We start from the raw sequence: 20,292 nt of genomic DNA, 5'->3' as shown, positions 1-20,292 counted from the left end.
ATTCTTTCTAAATGTATATTTTAGTGTAACTAAGTTTTTATAAGCATATATTTTGTGTAAATATTTCTATACTATAAAATAAAGTCTTCCCACAAATGGTAATAATTAAACTTTTCTTAATTATAAGACAAATAAACGCAAAAATATTTGCATTTCTTATGCAAATATTTTTGCGTTTATTTGTTTATGTTATATTTTTTAATTTTATGTTGTAGAGTCTGCCTCTTTATCTTTAATGTATTGGCCGCCTTGGTAATATTATTATTATTTTCATATAATGCCTTTTCTATTAGCTTTATTTCCAAATCACCAATTATATCGGGCAATGGTTTATCAATATCTATTTCATCTCCAACATTTATTTTCTTTTTCGTATAATCAACCACATCTACAGGGAAATGATGATTTTTTAATACATTTTCATCACTATCTATATAGTTCATAGCTCCTTCTATCATACTTTCCAGTTCCCTTACATTCCCAGGCCACATATATCTATTAAAATATTCTATAACATCTTGAGACAACATCCATACATTTTTATTAAACTTTTTATTAAACTTTCTAATAAAATAGTCACATAATAAACCTATATCTTCCCTTCTAGCCCTAAGGGGAGGCACTTCAATATACACCACATTCAATCTATAATATAAATCTTTTCTAATAATTCCCTTTTCTATAGTCTCCTTTGGATCTTCATTTGTAGTTGCTATAACCTTTACATCTACAGGTATATCCTTAAGTCCCCCTACTCTTCTTATATAGCTCTCTTGTAATACCCTTAGTAATTTAGCCTGAAGGGGCAAACTCATAGAATTAATCTCATCTAATAAAAGGGTTCCACCATTTGCTTGTTCAAATAACCCTGGCCTATTAACTGCTCCTGTAAAACTCCCTTTAGCTGTTCCAAAAAGTATCCCTTCGAGGAGGGACTCGGGTAAAGCTGCACAATTTTGAGCAATAAAAGGTTTCTTCCTTCTATTTCCTTCGTAATGTATACTTTGGGCAAAAAGTTCCTTACCTGATCCAGTTTCCCCATAAATAAGGACGCTACTGGATGAATTCATTGCCCTTCTAGCTATATCTATTGCCTTTTTTATTTCTTTGCTACTTCCTATTATATTATCAAATGTATATTTAGGTATATTTATATTTATATCATCATTTTCCTTTTTTATTAGCTCCTGCTGTAAATCAATTAATTGTTCTGATAGTTTTTTTATTTTTGTTACATCCTTTGCTATCTCAATAGCTCCTATTTTGTTACCATTACTAAATAGGGGAATAGTTGTATTTACCGTAGTTATTCTCTGCTTTTTATAGTTAATGTATGTTTGTATCCTATTTAAAATTGGTCTTCCGGTTTTCATCACAGTAAACAGGGTACTGGTATCTTCATCTAACTCTGGAAAAATATCAGAGAACTTTTTATCCAAAACTATATGTCTTTCTAACCCTTCTAACTTAGACATTGCATCATTATATATTATTGTCTTCCCATTTTTATCAATGACATGAATACCCTCATCCACCGAGTGCAAAATATTTTGCAGCACCAGTTCATTAAAGCTTTTACTATTCATACTTTACCACCTACTAACCATTAATAATATTAATCTAGTTATATTTTATCATACTTGACCCCTTCTGTTTCAAATACTTCAATACTACTATTTAATTCTTTAGAAAGATTGTCTAAATTATTAGAATAGTCCTTTATATGCTCTATTGTAGCAAATTGATGTTGTGACTTCCCATTAGCATTATAAACCAAGTCTAAAGTATCCTTCGATCTATCCCTTATATTTTCTATTGCCTTTATAATGTCTTCTTTATCTATATTAACTTTTTTTATGGATTTAGTTATATTCATTAATTTTACCCCAACATTATTTATTGATGAATATATGCTTTTAAAAGCTTCTTGAGTGTCAGAAGATATCCTATTTTGTTTATCTATTATTTCATCGTTTATTTTAACTATGTCTTTTACTTTGTCAGACTTTAATTGTATTCCCCTTATTATATCCTGTATATTTTTTGTTTCATATGCCACTTGATCAGATAACTCTCTTATTTCTTCCGATACAACGGAAAAGCCCTTTCCAGCATCTCCAGCCCTTGCGGCTTCTATAGCGGCATTTAAAGCAAGTAAATTTGTTTGTTTAGAAATATCTGTTATAGTATTAATGATACTATCAATTTTATTTATGGAATCTGAAAGTTCCATTACCGATTCTTTAATTTTGATTGAAGTTTTAGAGCTTCTATTGGTTTGCTCTGTTAAAAGTTGAGATTGTTTTAATCCTTTCTGAGTAACTTTATCTGTATCATCAAATGTTTTTATTATGTCATCTGTAAATTTATTTATATTTTTTAAATTTCTATTTAATTCTTTTATTTTAATGTCTCCACTTTTTACACTATCATTTTGTTCAGATGATGCTGAAGATATTTCATCCATTGTTTGTAAAATTTCTTCTGTAAAAACAAATAATCCTTTTGATATCATGTTAAGATCCTTTGACAAACTACTTACATCTATAGATGATGCCTTAACATTTTCAATTAAGGTCTTAAGCTTACCTAGCATATTATTAAAGTTCTGATTTAACATTTTTATTTCTTTACTGGTATGTATATCAACTTGTACATTTAAATCCCCTTTAGCTACCCTACTCATATTTTTAGATAATGCTTTTATAGGACTTATAATATTTTTAGTATATGCTAAAGATAAAACAATAGAAAGCAATAGCAAAACAACCACAAGTATAATAATAAAGTCTCGTATACCCTCCACTGCTTTTTTGTAAGCTTTTAGTGGAATAGACGAAAACACCATCCAATCTATACCCTCTATTTTTTCATAAGAAGACATATAATATTTTTCATTATATTCATATTTAAATAATTGATCTTTATCTTCCCCTTTTCTAGATGGTATATCAAAAGTAAATTCTTCAAATATCTCTTTTCCATTATCATGATAGACAACTTGTCCATCACCTACTATAAAATTATCTATACTGTCACCTTTTTTTATATTGTTTATAAAGGAGGTTAACTCTTTAACATCTACCATAGCCACTATAACTCCTATATTCTCATTTCCATTACTAATGGTTTTAGCTATAGGTACTACTTTCTCTTTTGTTACCTTAGAAACTATAGGTTTCCCAATAGAGTATCTATTCCCTTTTATTATATCTTCATAATAATCTGAGTCCTTAATATTAAGATTAAGATATTTGTCTTTATATTTTGAACCATCAGCTATGACATTTCCATCTAGGTCCGACACAAAAACTGTCTCATATAATTTCCCAGAAGTATTTATTATATTCTGTAATGCCATTTCTCCCTTGAAAAGTCTTATATTATGACCTATTTCCCCGTTATTATATACTATGTTCATTATATGTAATAAATCAGAGTTATTACTTAAGTTTGATAAAACACCCCTTATATTATTAAAGGACATGTCTATATTTTCTTTTATTCTATCTGTGTATGTATATAACATTGCCTTCTTGGATCTATTAATATCATCATATACCTTCCCATAAATAAAGAACCCCATCAATATAACCGGTATTATAGAAGTAAATATCAATAATAATAACAATTGCCTTTTAAGTGATAATAATAAAAATTTCCCTTTAAATGCTTTAAAACTTTCTTTTATTTTCAAATTAACCCCTCCCTATTGTGATATATCCTACTGATAGCTTAACTATTATATATAATCTAAATATTTCCACCTCCATCATATTAAATATAAATTAGACCGTGGTTAATTTTTAGTAAATTTTGTGTTAAAAAATAGACCAAAAGTAATATCCCTATTACTTTTGGTCTATTTTTATAATTCTTTATTTTTTATAGGTAATGTCACTATAAACTCTGTACCCTTTCCAACTTTACTTTTTACATCAATTTTTCCATCGAATGATAATACTATATGTTTAACTATTGCAAGACCTAATCCTGTTCCACCTATTTTTCTTGACCTAGCCTTATCTACACGATAGAATCTTTCAAATAACCTTGATAAATGATTCTTTTCTATTCCCATGCCATTATCTTTTACCTTTATAATTAAATTATCCTTAACATTATATCCAGTAATAATAACTTTACCTCCCGATGGGGTGTACTTTATTCCGTTATCTATTAAATTCACAAGCATTTGTTTAAACCAACCTTCATTACCGAAGAGCTGTGGAAGGTTTTTATTAACCTTATCTATTAAAGTAATATCTTTTTTCTTCGCTACTTCATTCAATACTTTTAATATATCATCAATAGATTTATTTATATTTATTACTTTATTCCTATTTATATTATTTCCACTTTCAATTTCAGATAATAGCAATAAATCCTCAATTAATGCATTAAGTCTATTAGCTTCTATTTCTAATATATCTAAAAATTTATTTCTAACTTCTTTATTGTCCCCAGCACCTTGTTTTAATGTTTCAACAAATCCTTTAATAGAAGTTAAAGGGGTCTTTAATTCATGGGAAACATTTCCTACAAAATCTTTACGCATCCTTTCCAATTTACGTATTTCTGTTACATCTTGAATCATTATAACTACTCCGATTATAATATTAGGATTGCTATTTAATGCAATGGGATTTGAATATACATTAAATATCTTATGTTCAGGTTCAAATATCTCTATTTCTTCTTTAGATGATACTTTATCTTTGATTAAGTTTTGAATCAGATCATCTAATATATTATTTCTAACAACTTCTAATATATATTTCCCCTTTACATCCTTCTCTTTTAGATTAAACATTTTTTCTGCAGTAGGATTAATAAACATTATTTTCTTTGAGTTATCAAGAGCTATTACTCCATTTAACATACTAGTTAAGATAGCCTTCATTTTAGTATTACTTTCTTGTAGTTCATCTATTGTATTATCTAACTTCATACTCATTACATTGAAATTATCAGCTAAAACCCCTAATTCATCTTCAGTTCTAAAATAAACTTTCTCACCATAATTGCCGTCAGCTATTTTTTTTGTAGCTGTAGTTAACTGTTGTATTGGATCAGTTACACTATTTACATACCTAAAACCTAATAAAAAAGCTATTATAAGACCAGAAAACATTGATATAACAATGTATCTAAAAAGAGTTTTATAATATTGGTCTAATCTTTTCATAGGTACAGAAAGTCGTATAACCGATAGTTCTCTATTTTTCTCTTTGAAGGGAATAGCTACATATAACATATCTCTATCTATAGAATCACTATGTCTTGTACTAACCCCTATCTCGCCATCATATGCTTCCTTTATTTCAGGTCTTTCTTTATGATTTTCCAGATTCTCTATATCCACATCAGAATCTCCTATAACCCAACCTTCTTTATTTATGAAAGTCACCCTTGCATCTATCTTTTCAGAATATTTATTAGCTAAACTATCAATATTATCTCTTTTAAAATTATTCTCTTCCCTTAAAAACTCTTCTATTAGTAGTGAGTTTGTTATTAGTTTATCTTCAATATCGTTTAAATAATTGGCTTTAACTAGATTAAGCGCCAAAAATCCCGTGGTAAATACTCCTATTAAAACTAATATAATAAAAGCTAAAAATATTTTTTTCTGCATTTTTATTCCCCTTATAACATTTTATATCCTACACCTCTTATGGTTTCGATATATCTCTCCCCTTTATTATTGCCTTGTATCTTCTTTCTTAAATGTCTTATATGAACATCTACTGTCCTAGTTTCTCCGAAATAATCATATCCCCATACCTCATCTAAAAGTTTATTCCTAGATAAAACCTTACCTCTATTTTCAGCAAGAATCCTTAACAACTCAAATTCCTTCAGGGTTAATTCAATCTTTTCATTCCCCTTTATTACTTCATGCTTTTCTATATTTATTATTATATCTTTTATTTGTATGTTCTTTACTTCCTTAGTTTTAGGATCATTACTTCTCCTAAGAACCACCTTTACCCTTGCCATTAACTCCCTAACACCAAAGGGTTTTGTAACATAATCATCAGCTCCCATTTCTAAGCCTAAAACCTTATCTGTCTCTTCACTTTTGGCTGTAAGCATAATTATAGGTATATTTTCTGTGCTATTATCTTTTTTTAACCTTCTACAAACCTCTATACCATCTATCTCTGGTAACATTAGATCTAAAATAATCAAGTCTATATCATTTTCTCTAGCCTTCTCAATAGCTCCGTATCCATCATAAGCTGTTATTATTTCATATCCATTGCTTTCTAAATTAAATTTTATTAATTCCACTATATGTTCTTCATCATCCACAACAAGTATTCTGCCATAACTCATTAAAGCACCTCCTAAATTAGTTTAATAAATGCCGCCATTCTACCAGTAGTTCCACTTTCTTTTCTATAGGAAAAAAACTTATCATTATTGCAACTGGTACATAAATCAGCTACTATTATATTTCTATTTAATACCCCAAATTCCTCTAATACTAACCTATTTGCACTGGCTAAGTCAAGCTTCCATTTCCCTTTCCCCATTGGTATAAGTAGTTTATCTATGTTTGTAAAATTCTTGTTAAATTTTTCATAAACTTCTTTGCCGACTTCATAACAACAAGACCTAATAGAGGGACCGATTCCTACTATAATATCTTCTATATTAGAACCATAATCATCAACAAACCTACTAACCATCTTCCCAGCTATTTTTTCCACAGTTCCTCTCCAGCCTCCATGGGCAAGTCCTACAACTTTTTTCCTTTTATCTAAATAAAATAAGGGTACACAATCTCCATAGAAAGTTACAAGGGCTATTTCTTTTTCGTTGGTAATCATACCGTCTACTCCTTTATAATTCCTTTCTTTAATTAATCCCTTACCCATATCATCTTTGGTTATATTCCTTATATTTGACGTATGAAGTTGATGGGAACATACCATATTATCTATACTAGAATCAATAATATTGCTTATTTTATTAAAATTATTTATTATACTCTCATTCTTATATTCGCCATTAATGCCTAAGTTTAAACTAAAAAAACTATCATTTTCTCCACCAATTCTTGTTGTAAATAAATGTTTAACTAAATTTGTATCTTCAAATTCTTTAATTGTATAGTACTGTATTCCTTTATTGTCATTTAAAATGAATTTATTATTATTCAAGTTTATCGTCCTCCATATAAAATATTAAAAATAGGACCCTTTAGGTCCCACAAAGTTATTTTTCATCAAGAAGCTTTTTTAATTCGTCCATAAAGGTATTGACATCTTTAAACTGCCTATACACTGAAGCAAATCTTACATATGCAACCTCATCAATATCTTTTAATCTATCCATAACTATTTCCCCAATACAATGGGTAGTAATTTCTTTCTCCATTGAATTATACAATTCCTTCTCTATGTCATCTACTATTTCTTCTATAGTTTTTATCGTTACTGGTCTTTTTTCACAGGCCTTTATAATTCCATTTAACAACTTATTTCTATTATATGTTTGTCTATCTCCATTCTTCTTAGCCACAACTAAAGGAATTTCTTCTATCTTTTCATAGGTGGTAAACCTCCTATTACATTCTATACATTCTCTTCTTCTCCTTATTGTTTGTCCTTCTTCTGTAGGTCTAGAGTCAACAACCTTACTCTCATAATAATCACAATAGGGACACTTCATAATACTCCCCCTTTTCTTTTTTGTATAATCGTTTATTAAATTATAATATAATTTAGTACTTATGTCCATTAGTTAACCTGAAAATATTGATACTACTTAGTTTCATTCTTGTGCTTTCACTTTATCATCCCTATTGGAAATATTACTTAAGTCAACCAATATGACATCAGCCCCTATCTTAACTATATTATTCCAACTGATGACACGGTCTTCATTTTTCCCAAATAGACCTAATATCTTTCCAGCGCCTGGTATAACAATCGCTTTTACTTCTCCCTTCTCTAGATCCACCTCAATATCTGATATTAACCCAAGCCTTGAACCGTCCCTTACATTTATTATTTCTTTTTCCCTTAAATCAGAAGTTTTAACCATTACCCCACACCTTCTTATTTATTTATTATATATTTATATATACTCAATACATGTCCTTGATTATTACTATTTAAACAAGATTTAATAAAAAAATAAGAACAAAGGCACCTTCGGTGCTTCTTTGTTCTGTACAGAGTACAAGGATCAGAGAGCAGAGATTTGATGCTCCCATACTATATATATGGATTCAATATATTTAGTCTAAAAAGATATAAAGAAATAAGATATACTTATATCAATTTATTCATATGTTTTAATGCTGTTTTTTCAAGCCTTGAAACTTGGGCTTGAGATATACCTATTTCTTCGGCAACTTCCATTTGAGTCTTTCCTTCATAAAATCTTAAATTTAAAATTAATTTTTCCCTATCATTTAACCTTCTAAGCCCCTCTCTTAATGCTATTCCCTCAAGCCAAGTCTCATCTTCGCTTTTTTCATCACTTACTTGATCCATTACATATATTGCATCTCCGCTATCATGATATATAGGTTCAAATAAGGATATAGGATCCTGTATTGCATCTAAGGCAAATACCACCTCTTCTTTAGGTAGCTTTAATTCCTTTGATATTTCTGATATAGTAGGTTCTTTTGAATTTTTACTAATTAACTGATCTCTAACTTGAAGAGCTTTATATGCAATATCCCTTAGGGATCTACTTACCCTTATGGAATTATTGTCCCTCAAATATCTTCTTATTTCACCAATTATCATTGGTACTGCATAGGTTGAAAACTTCACATTTTGACTTAAATCAAAGTTATCTATAGCTTTAATTAAACCAATACATCCCACTTGAAACAAATCATCTACATGTTCCCCTCTTTTATTAAAACGTTGAATAACACTTAATACAAGTCTTAAATTCCCTTGTATAAACTCTTCCCTAGCGCTTAAATCCCCATCATGTATTCTATCAAAAAGCTTCCTCATTTCCTTATTTGTAAGTACAGGTAATTCAGAGGTATTAACTCCACAAATTTCTACTTTATTTACATGCATTTATGTTTTCATTCCCTTCTAGATGTTTTGCCCCTTTTCTTTTTTAATTATTGCCTCCTCAATTATTTTTATACAAAAAAACTTAATGTATTCACATTAAGTTTTTTAATCGAACAAAGGCGACTTTGTCCCTTCTTTGTTCTGTACAGGATGCAAGGAGCAGAGTACAGAGATTGAGTACTACGACATCTAAAAGATAACTTAACTTCCTTAAATAAAAAAACTAAGGTTCAATTAAGTTGGACCTTAGTTTTTTATTAATAAAATATGTTTATACCATCTTACTAATTTCTTTCTGTAACCTTTTTACTATTCTTTTTTCCAATCTAGATATGTATGATTGAGATATTCCCAGTATATCTGCCACTTCTTTTTGTGTTTTCTCTTGTTCTTTTCCCAGACCAAATCTCAATTGCATAATCTTCTTTTCCCTCTTTGATAAACTAATCATAGCTTCTTTTAATAAGTCTCTGTCTATTTCTTCTTCTAAATATTTAAATATCATGTCACTGTCTGTCCCTAAAATATCTGATAATAATAATTCGTTCCCATCCCAGTCTATATTTAAAGGTTCATCGAATGACACCTCTGATCTAGTTTTGCTATTTCTTCTTAAATACATTAGTATCTCATTTTCTATACATTTTGATGCATATGTAGCTAATTTTATTTTCTTTTCCGGATTAAAGGTATTTACAGCCTTTATTAATCCTATTGTACCAATGGAGATTAGATCTTCTACTCCGACTCCTGTATTTTCAAACTTCCTCGCTATATAAACTACTAACCTTAAATTTCTTTCTATTAAAATACTTCTTACCTCTTCGTCGTACTTAACCTTAGATACTAGATACTTTTCTTCTTCCTTTGATAATGGAGGTGGCAGTACTTCACTTCCCCCTATATAAAATATTTCCTCAGACTCATTTAGTTTTAACTTTTTTCTAATTTTCAAATAATAAATTTTTGCCAATAGTTTAATTTTTTTTAATGCTAAAAACATTATAAGTCCTCCCTCTATTTTAATATTTCAGGATGTAATAAAGCCATATATTCATGATTAGGTGATAAAGAATTATTATATATACCTACTATGATCTCTGATAAAATTTTATTATCTTCATCCCTTAATATCACTTTATCAGGTTTAAAACCAAGTAACATCCCATTATCTTTTCCTATGGATTTAAATGGAATGAGCCTAAAACTAATTTCTCTATTAGATTTTGACATAACAGTAGATACAACATCTAAGTTGTTTTCCTTGTACTTCAAAAATATATCTTGAACCTTTATTGGTAATAAATCTTGTATAGCTTTAAATTCTACAATAATAACAGGTCTATCCGAAATAGGATCCTTTAAAGAGTTCCCTGTGTCAACCAATGCATTTAGTTTTACATTTCTATTATTTAAATTAATTTCAATAGGTATAAATAATTTTTCTTTCCCTATTTTACTTTGGATAAAACCTAATGTTCCTTTAATAAGTATCCAAGATATACCAACTGCAAATATTAATTTTTTGATGGGAAAATCCCTTATATAAAAAATTCCTTTGCCTACAAAAATCTGTATGTCCGATAGATAAAACAATGCTAATGCAGCCCCTGCAAATACAAATGTTACTACGTAGAATGTTGATATTAATTTTAGAAACTTCTTTAATGTGTATGGATTAAACGCAACAATAATCATTAGTATTGATACTATAAACTTCATTATAAACTTAGCCATAAACATCAATGAAGGATAAAATACAACAAAAGTATAAATACCACCTATTAAAGAAGAAATTATTAGCCTAATTTTATTGGTATCTGTTCTTGTAAAACGCTTGGTAACATATAATATTATAAAATTAATAATTGCATTTTCTAATAAAAGATACTCCGCATATATAGTCACCTTATTTCCCCCTTTTGTACAGAAGAAATCCCTTTATTATACTAATATTCAACCCCCCTCTTCTATATTACTATTATATAATAACTATCTTTAAAAAACTGTCATTTACTGTAGTCGAAAAAGCAAAAAAACTCCCACTAGTACTAGTGGGAGTCAGTTTGCTTATTTTGTCAATACTCTGAACTCCTCTTTTATTAGCAGGAGTTTTTTTATCTATTTCTTCTTCTAAGAAAAGTAGGTATATCCAAATCATCTTCATCTATATCTTCTTCTTTACTTTTTTCCATGTTAATATCTACTTTTGTATCATCTTCATTATTATTATTTTTATTATTGCCATTATCTACCTCTTGTTTTTTACTACTTTCTTCACTTTTTTTAAGTTTACTACTATCGAATCCTGTAGCTATAACAGTAATTTTTAATTCATCCTTTAAATTTTCATCTACCCCAGCTCCAAATATTATATTAGCATCAGGGTCTACAGATTGTCTGATAAGATCAGCTGCTTCATTAACCTCAAATAGCCCTAAATCTGTTCCTCCAGTTATATTTAAAAGAACTCCCTTTGCTCCTTCTATTGAAGTTTCAAGTAGTGGACTATGTATAGCCTGTTTTGCAGCCTCAGTAGCTCTATTATCTCCCCCAGCTTTACCTATACCCATATGGGCCAATCCTTGATCCAACATTACAGTTTTTACATCTGCAAAGTCAAGGTTAATAAGTGCAGGAACTGCAATAAGATCAGATATACCTTGTATACCTTGTTTCAACACATCATCTGCTATTGTAAAGGCATCCATTATACTAGTATTCTTTTCTACAACTTGAAGTAATCTATCATTAGGAATAGTAACTAAAGTGTCAACTCTAGTTTTTAAACTTTCTATCCCCTGTTCTGCATGTACCATTCTTTTTCTACCTTCAAACATAAAAGGTTTTGTTACAACACCTACAGTTAATATTCCAAGCTCCTTAGCTATTTCTGCAACTATAGGGGCAGCTCCAGTTCCTGTTCCACCACCCATTCCTGCAGTGATGAAAACCATATCGGCCCCTTCTAATACTTCTAATATTTCATTTCTACTCTCCTCAGCTGCCTTCATACCTATTTCTGGATTAGCACCTGCTCCCAATCCTTTTGTAAGCTTCTCACCTATCTGAACCTTTGTTTCCGCCTTGGAAGAATGTAATGCTTGTCTATCTGTATTGACAGCGATAAATTCAATACCTTGAACTTGAGATTCAATCATTCTGTTCACTGCATTGTTTCCTCCGCCGCCAACTCCTATTACTTTTATTCGGGCAAACTGTTCCATATCTACATCAAATTCAAACACATTGTGACCTCCTTTGTCATTCGATTTTAAAAATATTCGTCTATAAGTCTTTTATCATAGAAACTATATTTTTACTTTCCTTATTTTTATTCTTACGTAATTGCTTTTTCTTTTCTATATTATTATATTCGATATAATATTCAAATTTCCTCTTTAAAGAATAATTTATTAAGTGAACTGCTATAGAAAAGAATAGGTTCTTGGACTCCTAAACAGGATGGTTGTCCGATTCTTACAGATACTTTAAAATGTCCTTTGCAATATCTTTTATCCCTTTTAAGTAACTAACACCTCCTGTTATGGCTAATCCTGTAAGAATATCTTTTTTCACATTATTATATGTTGATATTTCTCTTAAATTACTATGTTTTCTCCTCTAACTGGAACTATATTATTTCATTAATCCTTCTTATTTCTTCTCCTACTAAATATATATCTTCTTATTATAGCAAAGTTTTTGAATAATCTTCCTCCAAAGGCAAATATGGCCGCATAATATAAGGGAACTGCTAAACGGTCTCCTATGTAGGCTAGAAAGGCTGCCAATATGGCATTTCCAAAAAAACCTGATATAAATATTCCAGCATCAAAATTATCATCTAAAGTTGCTCTTATCCCTCCGAAAACTGAGTCCATACAAGCTAATATAGCCACAGACATATATAGAGAATACTCTACGGAATAAGTCAATGGTATGAAAACTCCAACACCTACACCTATTAAAATACCAAGCAATGCAAATAACATTTTTATTCCCCCTCTTCCAATGGTTCAGCATATTTAAAGTTAATATCCCCTGAATATGCTGGTACTATTATAAAAGAACTCTCAATTGTTTCTATCTTTATTTTATACATATCTTGTAGTGTCCAGCCAAAGGTCCCTTGGGCATTTATGGCGGCATTTAAGGTTTTAGGATCCCCAATCGCCTTTATTACAAAGGGAACTGCTGAACTATGATCATTAATTCGAATTATTGGACCTCCACAAACCGTTTCAGAAGTAGACACTAATCTTTGTCCAGATATACTTATGGCTTCTGCCCCAGCTACTTTCAAATCATTTATTATACGCTGTATGTCGGAATCATGTACAATATTTAAATCTATTTCTTCATGATAGTCACTCTCATTATCCCTAATTGTTAAAATAACACCAGGTCCTCTTACAGTTTTCATCCCACTTAAAAACTTTATATTTTCAATCTCTTCCTCTAGTACCTTATCAATATTCCCATCTTCCTGTATTGCTTTTTTATAGTTTTTTATCTGCTCTTCTTTTTTATCTATCATTTTTTTTATACCAGAAATATCTTCTCTATAATTTATTATTTCATTCTTCATATTCTCAATGGTTTTCAATGATACTTGTTCATATCTTTTATTATCTTTTCTAGCATTTGATACTAAAAATATTCCCAATATAATACACATAAAAAGTATAATAAATCTTTCACAAAATTTTTTTCCCATACTAAACCCCCTATGGTTTAATTACCAATTGGAGACATCGTCTCAGCATATCTAAACTCTTTTATTTTTGTATACTTAGGAATCTCAACATTTTCTTCCTTTTCTATATCCACCTGTATATAATATTCGTTCTCCATATACCATACTGCTCCACGATATAGTCTAAGGGAATTTTCTAAATTTTGAGGGTTTCCTATTGCTTTAATTTCCACAGGTAAATCTGTAGATGTTCCGTTTATCATTAAATGTTGTGCCGCCGGCTCTATTTCTGTATATCCTGTATACCTTTGACCATTTATTGATATAGCTTCGGCTCCAGCAGCATTTAAATTACTAATTATTTGCAAAATAAACTCATAACGATTTACAAGTGTTGATGTCCCATCGGAAAACTCTGCTTCCAAATTTGGGTCATTTAGTGTTACTATAACTCCTGGACCGTCAACTGGCTCATAACCTCCAAGCATCCTGTATTTCTTTAGTTTGTCACTTAAATTCTGAACATAGTCATTTTTATCTGCTTCTCCCTTTTCATACTGTTCAACCTTATTCTCAACATCCTCTAGTTCCTTTAATAAGTTTTTTTTCTCTTCTTTTAATTTTTTAAGTTCAACTGCCAACTGTTCAGCCCTTTGAGTAGGTATAATATTATCCTCACCAACAGTTTTCCTAACAGTTTTAAATTGGATAGCTATAATTATGCCTAATATTATACACACTATAGTTATGGCTAGCTTGTTTTTTAAATTTTTCATATCCCTTCCTCCTATTTTTCATATAATTCTATAATAGCATCATCACCTTTACTTAAATCTATCTTCTTATATTTTATATTTTTCTTTTTAGAATCGTCTATTATGCTATTTAAGAATTCTAACTTATATTTTACATTATTTAAGTAGCCAATTGCAACTTCAGTGTCTTGTCTTAAGTACATATTTACCTTGAAATCTTTGTTAAATTCTAGTTTTCTTATTTTTTTAAATAAAGTTATTTTTTTACATGTATCTAAGAAATTTAAAATATCATCAATATTTTTATCCCTATTTAAAACTATCTTTTCACCTATATTTACCTTTTCTATATTCAATCCCATTAAAATCGGTAATTTGTCCTCTTTTCTTTTTGATAATATATTTAGTACTATTCCCTCTTCATCAATATATATATATGAATTAACATATGAAATAACTGACAACTCCCTCCGCTCTAATACATCTATTTTAATTTTATTGGGAAATTTTCTACTTACTTCAATACTTTTTATATAGGGATGAAGTAATAAATTCTCTTCCATTAAACTAGTATTAACCTTAAAAATATTTTCCCCCATAATAAGTCCCGATGCCATAATAATTTTTTCTTTTTCTATAGTACTATTTCCAATAACATCTACATTCTTTACATTAAAAAATGTAGTTTGTGTATATAGTATTATAAATGTAGATAAAAATAACAATAGCAGAATAATAACCAGACCTAATTTCTTTTTTTTAATTTGTTTATCTACTTTCTCTCCCATATAAACTACCTCCAAAACATATGGCTTGTCCTCCCAAGTTATAGCAGCCTAAGCTGCTATAATACTCTTTTTATGTCAGCTCCCAGTGATGATAATATGTCATTTATATTTTCATATCCCCGTTCGATATGATGTATATTATCCACCTCAGTTGTTCCCTTAGCTGCTAATCCTGATAAGACTAAACTGGCTCCACCCCTTAGGTCTTTGGCACTAACTTTAGCTCCAGTTAAATTCTTTACCCCTTTTATAACTGCTACTTTTCCCATTGTTTTTATATTTGCTCCCATTCTTATTAATTCTTCAACATGTTTAAATCTGTTTTCGAAAATAGTTTCTTGTATAATACTGGTTCCATTAGCCAGTGATAATAGGGCCATTAACTGAGCCTGCATATCAGTAGGAAACCCTGGATATGGTAATGTCTGAAGCATTTCAATGGCATTGGGTTTTCTAGGTCCTATAATCTTTAGTGTAGTACAATTATTATATATCATACAACCAGCTTCCCTAAGTTTAGCAATTATGGGTTGTATATGTTCCACTTCGATGTTTTTTAATACCACTTCTCCTCCAGTAATAGCAGATGCAACCATATAAGTACCTGCTACTATTCTATCAGGAATAACTGTATGTTCTATCCCCTTAAGACTTTTTACACCTTCAATTCTTATAACACTGGTACCCGCTCCACAAACTTTTACCCCAGATACCTTTAAAAACTTTTGAAGGTCCATTATTTCGGGTTCCCTTGCCGCATTCCTGATTGTAGTAATGCCCTCTGCCTTTGTGGCTACCATCATAATATTTTCAGTTGCACCTACACTTGGATAATCTAACTGTATCTCACATCCCCTTAAGTTTTCGGCTTTGCAATATAAGAACCCATGGGCCTCTTCTATTTCCGCACCTAAAGATTTAAGTGCTTTTAAATGTAAGTCAATAGGTCTTGGTCCTATCTCACAGCCACCGGGATAGCTGATCTCAACCTCTCCACATCTAGCCAACATGGCTCCCATAAGTATTATAGATGAACGCATTTCCCTTACCAATTCTTCCGGTATTTTTATTTTATCTAAGGTTCTAGAATCCACATAAACTACATCATCCATTCTTTCTACTTTACATCCAATCGTTTGTAATATTCTTATCATAGTTTCTACATCCCTTAATTTAGGACAATTAAATACTGTAACAGGACTATTATTTATAACAGTAGCAGCAAGAACAGGTAACACTGCATTTTTTGCTCCATTTACAGATACCTCTCCTATTAGTCTTTTACCACCTTCTATAATATATTTGCTCATCCTTCCACCTCCATATATGCATAATAGCAAAAAGCAATATATAATCATTTTATGCATATCCTTTTTAGGTGTTACAGAGGTGTATTTGCTATTTTATCATATTATCAACTATGGACATAATCTTATCTACTGCATCTGTTTTTCCTATTTTCTTACTGTTTCTTGCCATACTACCTAATTTATTATGATCATTTAATAAACTATCTATCATATCACTTAATTTTTGTCCATTTAAATCCTTTTCTAAAATCATTTTACTGGCTCCACTTTTTTCTAGGGCTCTAGCATTGAATTCTTGGTGATTGTCAGTGGTATATGCTTTGGGAACAATTATACTAGGTATTCCGATAGCGGTAATCTCTGCAATAGATATAGCCCCTCCACTTGTAATGATCAGATCTGATATACTTTCTGCTTCTGGCATTTGAAATAAATAAGGTACTATAATAATATTATTATTGCTGGAAATATCAATATCATTTTTTTTCAAATTATTCATAAATTTATCATAATGTCTTTTGCCAGTTACATGTAATATTTGTATTAATTTATTATTTATATGATTTTTTATGGTCTCTATCATTGCATCGTTTAGACTTTGTTGACCTCCACTTCCTCCAAATACTAAAACAAGCTTTTTATTTGGGTCGACCTTTAACTTTTTATAAGCTTCTTTTTTATCTATTTCTAAAATTGATTCCCTTATGGGATTGCCAGTAATTGTAACTTTACTATTATCCTTAAAATATTTTTTAGATTCATCAAAGCTTCCAGCAACTTGGTCAACAAACCTTGATAAAATCCTATTGGTTACTCCAGGTAATGCATTTTGTTCATGTATCAATGTGGGAACCCCTTTTAATGATGCCATCAAAACCAGGGGCCCACAAACATATCCCCCAGTTCCTATTACTATGTTCGGTGAATATTTTTTTATAATTTTTCTCGCATCATTTAGTCCCAATAACAATTCCTTGGCAGTTTTTAATGTATCCATTGAAATTTTCCTCGTAAATCCTTTAACCCTTATAGTTTTAAACTGAAAACCCTCCTTAGGCACAATATCAGCCTCCATAGATTTTTCAGTCCCTATGTATAGAATATCGGCATCAGGATAATCTTTTTTTATTCTATGGGCTATTGAAAGTGCAGGATATATATGGCCTCCAGTTCCTCCACCAGAAATCAAAAATTTCATATATTTCAGCTCCTATCTAATCGTGTATGTCTAGAAATGTTCAAAAGTATTCCAATTGCGGCCATGTACATCATCAGAGAGGTACCACCATAACTAATAAATGGAAGGGGTATCCCTGTGGGGGGAATTGTAGAAGTAACAACAGCTATGTGCATCATTGTTTGTACTGTTATTAATGATACAATTCCTGAAGCAAGTAAACATCCAAACAAATCTTTAGTTTTAAGTGCTATTCTTATTCCCCTCCAAATAATTAATAAAAATAGCATTATTACTGTTACACATCCTAAAAACCCCAGTTCTTCACCAATAATAGAAAAAATAAAGTCATTATATGGTTCAGGTATATAAAAGAATTTCTGTCTACTTTTTCCTAATCCTAAGCCAAATAATCCTCCAGAGCCTAATGCATAAAGGGATTGAACAGTCTGCCATCCTATATCATTGGCATACTTAAATGGGTCTAACCAAGCCTTTACCCTTTTCATTCTATAGCCTTCCATAAGAATAGCTCCTATACCACCTGCTAAACCTAAAGAAGTTAACACAAACAAATGGGTGAGTTTCATACCAGCTATAAACAATATAAGCATTAGGGATAATCCTAAAGCAGCACTGGTACTTAAGTCTTTCTGTACCAGTATACTACCTACAGATATACCTATTATAATAAGGGCTGGTATAAGACCTCTTCTAAATTCCTTTATCTTATCTTTCTTTTTAGTGAGAAATGACGATAAGAAAATAATAGATCCTAACTTCATAGCATCAGATGGCATAAAAGTTGTAAAACCTAAATTTATCCACCTACGAGCTCCTTTGATTTCTGTACCTATAGGAGTATAAATAAGTGCAGATAAAATTATACATCCTAAAAATATCAACTTGGCTAATCTATTCAATTTCCAGTAATCGAAATTCATAAAAAAAATCATTCCCACAAGTCCTATTGCCCCAGCTATTAATTGCTTTCTTAAAAAGTGGTATCCATCTCTAATACCAGGATTATATAACGCATCAGGCCAACTGGAACTAAACACCATAATTATACCGATAAAAACCAGTAATATGGTTGCTATCATCAAAGTAAAATCGCTGGCTTTTCTTTTAGGCATACTAAGCCCTCCTTAAATCATATACCGCTCTTTTAAAATCATTGCCTCTTTCTTCATAGTTTTTATACATACCCCAGCTGGCACAAGCTGGTGATAGCAATACATTATCTCCTCTACATCCAAGTTCATAGCTTTTAACAACTGCCTCTTTCATATTTTTAACTATATATATGTCTTTATAACCTAGATCAGTGGCAGCATTTTTAATTTTCTCGGCAGTTTCTCCTAAAAGAATTAAAGATTTCACTTTATTATTAAAACTTTTTATAAAGTCGGTAAAGTCACTCCCTTTGTCATACCCTCCAGCAATCAAAATAATAGGTTTTTTCACTGCCTTTATAGCTGCAATTGATGATACTGGATTAGTTCCTTTTGAGTCGTTATAAAAAGTTATTTCATTTATATTATCTACATATTTAAGCCTATGATCTACTCCTTTGAAATCTATTATTGCTTTTTTTATTTTATCTATTTCTAAACCCATAGCTAAGCATGCACCTATAGAGGCCATTATATTCTCAATACTATGTTCTCCAGGTATTTTTATGTCATCTATTTCCATAATTTTACTAACTTTATCTTTACTCTTCATTACAATATTATTTTCATCTAAATATATCCCATTATCTAACTTTGATTTCAAACTAAAATATATAACATTAGATTTTAGTTCCTTCCCTAATTGTTTAAGAATTGGATCATCAAAGTTCAATATAGTAAAATCTTTATCGTCTTGATTAGCTACTATTTTTTTCTTTGACTTTACATAATTATCAAATGTTTTGTGCCAGTTAATGTGATCTGGTGTTATGTTTATTATAACACTAACTTTTGGCTTAAAGTACTTAGTACTCTCTAGTTGAAAGCTACTGGCCTCCACCACAAAAACATCTTCTTCTTTTGAGTTTACAATTTCCCAAAGTATTCCCACTCCTATATTTCCTGTGACGTGACAATTTATATCACTACTTTTAAATATTTCCCCTATAAGAGTGGTACTTGTGGTTTTTCCATTAGTCCCTGTAATGGCAATCATTTGATTTTTAGATATTCTAGAGGCCAATTCAATATCACTAATTACTTCTATTTCCTTAGCTTTAGCTTCTACTAATAATGGTACATCTAATGGTATACCCGGACTTTTAACTATTAAATCTATATTATCTAAGTTCACATCATTATTACCTAATACATAGATAATCTCTAGTCCCTTCAATTCATTAACATATTCCTCTAACTGTTCTTCAGTTTTCATATCACTAATAGTTACATTAGCATTTAGTCTTTTCAAGGCCTTTGCAGTTGACACCCCACTTATTGCTAGCCCCAAAACTAAGACATTCTTATCCTCTAAGTTCACAATTA

The 20,292-nt window shown here is 30.3% G+C and carries 19 protein-coding genes; all 19 read right to left on the bottom strand.

Annotated features, from left to right (window positions below; genetic code table 11):
- Positions 1-176: 176 nt before the first annotated feature.
- Complete coding sequence (locus V6137_RS06075) at positions 177-1,586, bottom strand: sigma-54 interaction domain-containing protein (protein ID WP_425447003.1); 1,410 nt, start codon at positions 1,584-1,586, stop codon at positions 177-179.
- A gap of 38 nt (positions 1,587-1,624) precedes the next feature.
- Complete coding sequence (locus V6137_RS06070; protein WP_425447002.1) at positions 1,625-3,697, bottom strand: methyl-accepting chemotaxis protein; 2,073 nt, start codon at positions 3,695-3,697, stop codon at positions 1,625-1,627.
- A gap of 171 nt (positions 3,698-3,868) precedes the next feature.
- Positions 3,869-5,638, bottom strand: coding sequence for a two-component system histidine kinase PnpS (gene pnpS / locus V6137_RS06065; RefSeq protein ID WP_425447001.1), 1,770 nt, complete (start codon positions 5,636-5,638; stop codon positions 3,869-3,871).
- Positions 5,639-5,649: 11 nt separating this feature from the next.
- Entirely contained in the window at positions 5,650-6,342 is a 693-nt protein-coding gene (locus V6137_RS06060) for a response regulator transcription factor (RefSeq protein ID WP_425447000.1), read from the bottom strand.
- Between the two features lie 11 nt (positions 6,343-6,353).
- Positions 6,354-7,172, bottom strand: coding sequence for a peptidoglycan editing factor PgeF (gene pgeF, locus V6137_RS06055; protein ID WP_425446999.1), 819 nt, complete (start codon positions 7,170-7,172; stop codon positions 6,354-6,356).
- A 55-nt stretch (positions 7,173-7,227) separates the two neighbouring features.
- On the bottom strand, positions 7,228-7,683 hold the full coding sequence (gene nrdR, locus V6137_RS06050) for a transcriptional regulator NrdR (protein WP_425446998.1): 456 nt from the start codon (positions 7,681-7,683) through the stop codon (positions 7,228-7,230).
- Between the two features lie 102 nt (positions 7,684-7,785).
- Positions 7,786-8,058 (bottom strand): YlmC/YmxH family sporulation protein, encoded by a 273-nt coding sequence (locus V6137_RS06045; RefSeq protein WP_425446997.1) that lies wholly within the window; start codon positions 8,056-8,058, stop codon positions 7,786-7,788.
- A gap of 230 nt (positions 8,059-8,288) precedes the next feature.
- Positions 8,289-9,062, bottom strand: coding sequence for an RNA polymerase sporulation sigma factor SigG (gene sigG, locus V6137_RS06040; RefSeq protein WP_425446996.1), 774 nt, complete (start codon positions 9,060-9,062; stop codon positions 8,289-8,291).
- Between the two features lie 271 nt (positions 9,063-9,333).
- Positions 9,334-10,065 carry an RNA polymerase sporulation sigma factor SigE gene (gene sigE, locus V6137_RS06035; RefSeq protein ID WP_425446995.1) on the bottom strand — a complete coding sequence of 244 codons (732 nt, stop codon included), beginning with the start codon at positions 10,063-10,065 and terminating at the stop codon, positions 9,334-9,336.
- A 14-nt stretch (positions 10,066-10,079) separates the two neighbouring features.
- Positions 10,080-10,970, bottom strand: a complete 891-nt coding sequence (spoIIGA, locus tag V6137_RS06030; protein WP_425446994.1) for a sigma-E processing peptidase SpoIIGA — start codon at positions 10,968-10,970, stop codon at positions 10,080-10,082.
- A 209-nt stretch (positions 10,971-11,179) separates the two neighbouring features.
- Complete coding sequence (gene ftsZ / locus V6137_RS06025; protein ID WP_425446993.1) at positions 11,180-12,310, bottom strand: cell division protein FtsZ; 1,131 nt, start codon at positions 12,308-12,310, stop codon at positions 11,180-11,182.
- 399 nt (positions 12,311-12,709) lie between these two features.
- Complete coding sequence (locus V6137_RS06020) at positions 12,710-13,057, bottom strand: small basic family protein (RefSeq protein ID WP_425446992.1); 348 nt, start codon at positions 13,055-13,057, stop codon at positions 12,710-12,712.
- A gap of 2 nt (positions 13,058-13,059) precedes the next feature.
- On the bottom strand, positions 13,060-13,782 hold the full coding sequence (locus V6137_RS06015; RefSeq protein WP_425446991.1) for a DUF881 domain-containing protein: 723 nt from the start codon (positions 13,780-13,782) through the stop codon (positions 13,060-13,062).
- A 17-nt stretch (positions 13,783-13,799) separates the two neighbouring features.
- Positions 13,800-14,537: a DUF881 domain-containing protein gene (locus tag V6137_RS06010; protein ID WP_425446990.1), complete on the bottom strand. Its 738-nt coding sequence runs from the start codon at positions 14,535-14,537 to the stop codon at positions 13,800-13,802.
- Between the two features lie 11 nt (positions 14,538-14,548).
- Positions 14,549-15,304, bottom strand: a complete 756-nt coding sequence (locus tag V6137_RS06005; RefSeq protein WP_425446989.1) for a cell division protein FtsQ/DivIB — start codon at positions 15,302-15,304, stop codon at positions 14,549-14,551.
- Between the two features lie 56 nt (positions 15,305-15,360).
- Complete coding sequence (gene murA / locus V6137_RS06000; RefSeq protein ID WP_425446988.1) at positions 15,361-16,614, bottom strand: UDP-N-acetylglucosamine 1-carboxyvinyltransferase; 1,254 nt, start codon at positions 16,612-16,614, stop codon at positions 15,361-15,363.
- 88 nt (positions 16,615-16,702) lie between these two features.
- Positions 16,703-17,812: an undecaprenyldiphospho-muramoylpentapeptide beta-N-acetylglucosaminyltransferase gene (gene murG, locus V6137_RS05995; RefSeq protein ID WP_425446987.1), complete on the bottom strand. Its 1,110-nt coding sequence runs from the start codon at positions 17,810-17,812 to the stop codon at positions 16,703-16,705.
- A gap of 5 nt (positions 17,813-17,817) precedes the next feature.
- Entirely contained in the window at positions 17,818-18,927 is a 1,110-nt protein-coding gene (gene ftsW, locus V6137_RS05990) for a putative lipid II flippase FtsW (RefSeq protein WP_425446986.1), read from the bottom strand.
- A gap of 1 nt (position 18,928) precedes the next feature.
- Entirely contained in the window at positions 18,929-20,287 is a 1,359-nt protein-coding gene (gene murD, locus V6137_RS05985) for a UDP-N-acetylmuramoyl-L-alanine--D-glutamate ligase (protein WP_425446985.1), read from the bottom strand.
- Positions 20,288-20,292 lie beyond the last annotated feature (5 nt).

This window comes from Dethiothermospora halolimnae (genome assembly GCF_037577855.1).
Lineage (GTDB): Bacteria > Bacillota > Clostridia > Tissierellales > VENL01 > Dethiothermospora > Dethiothermospora halolimnae.
The sequence above is the reverse complement of the archived record's forward strand: the minus strand, read 5'-3'. Positions and strand labels throughout refer to the sequence as shown.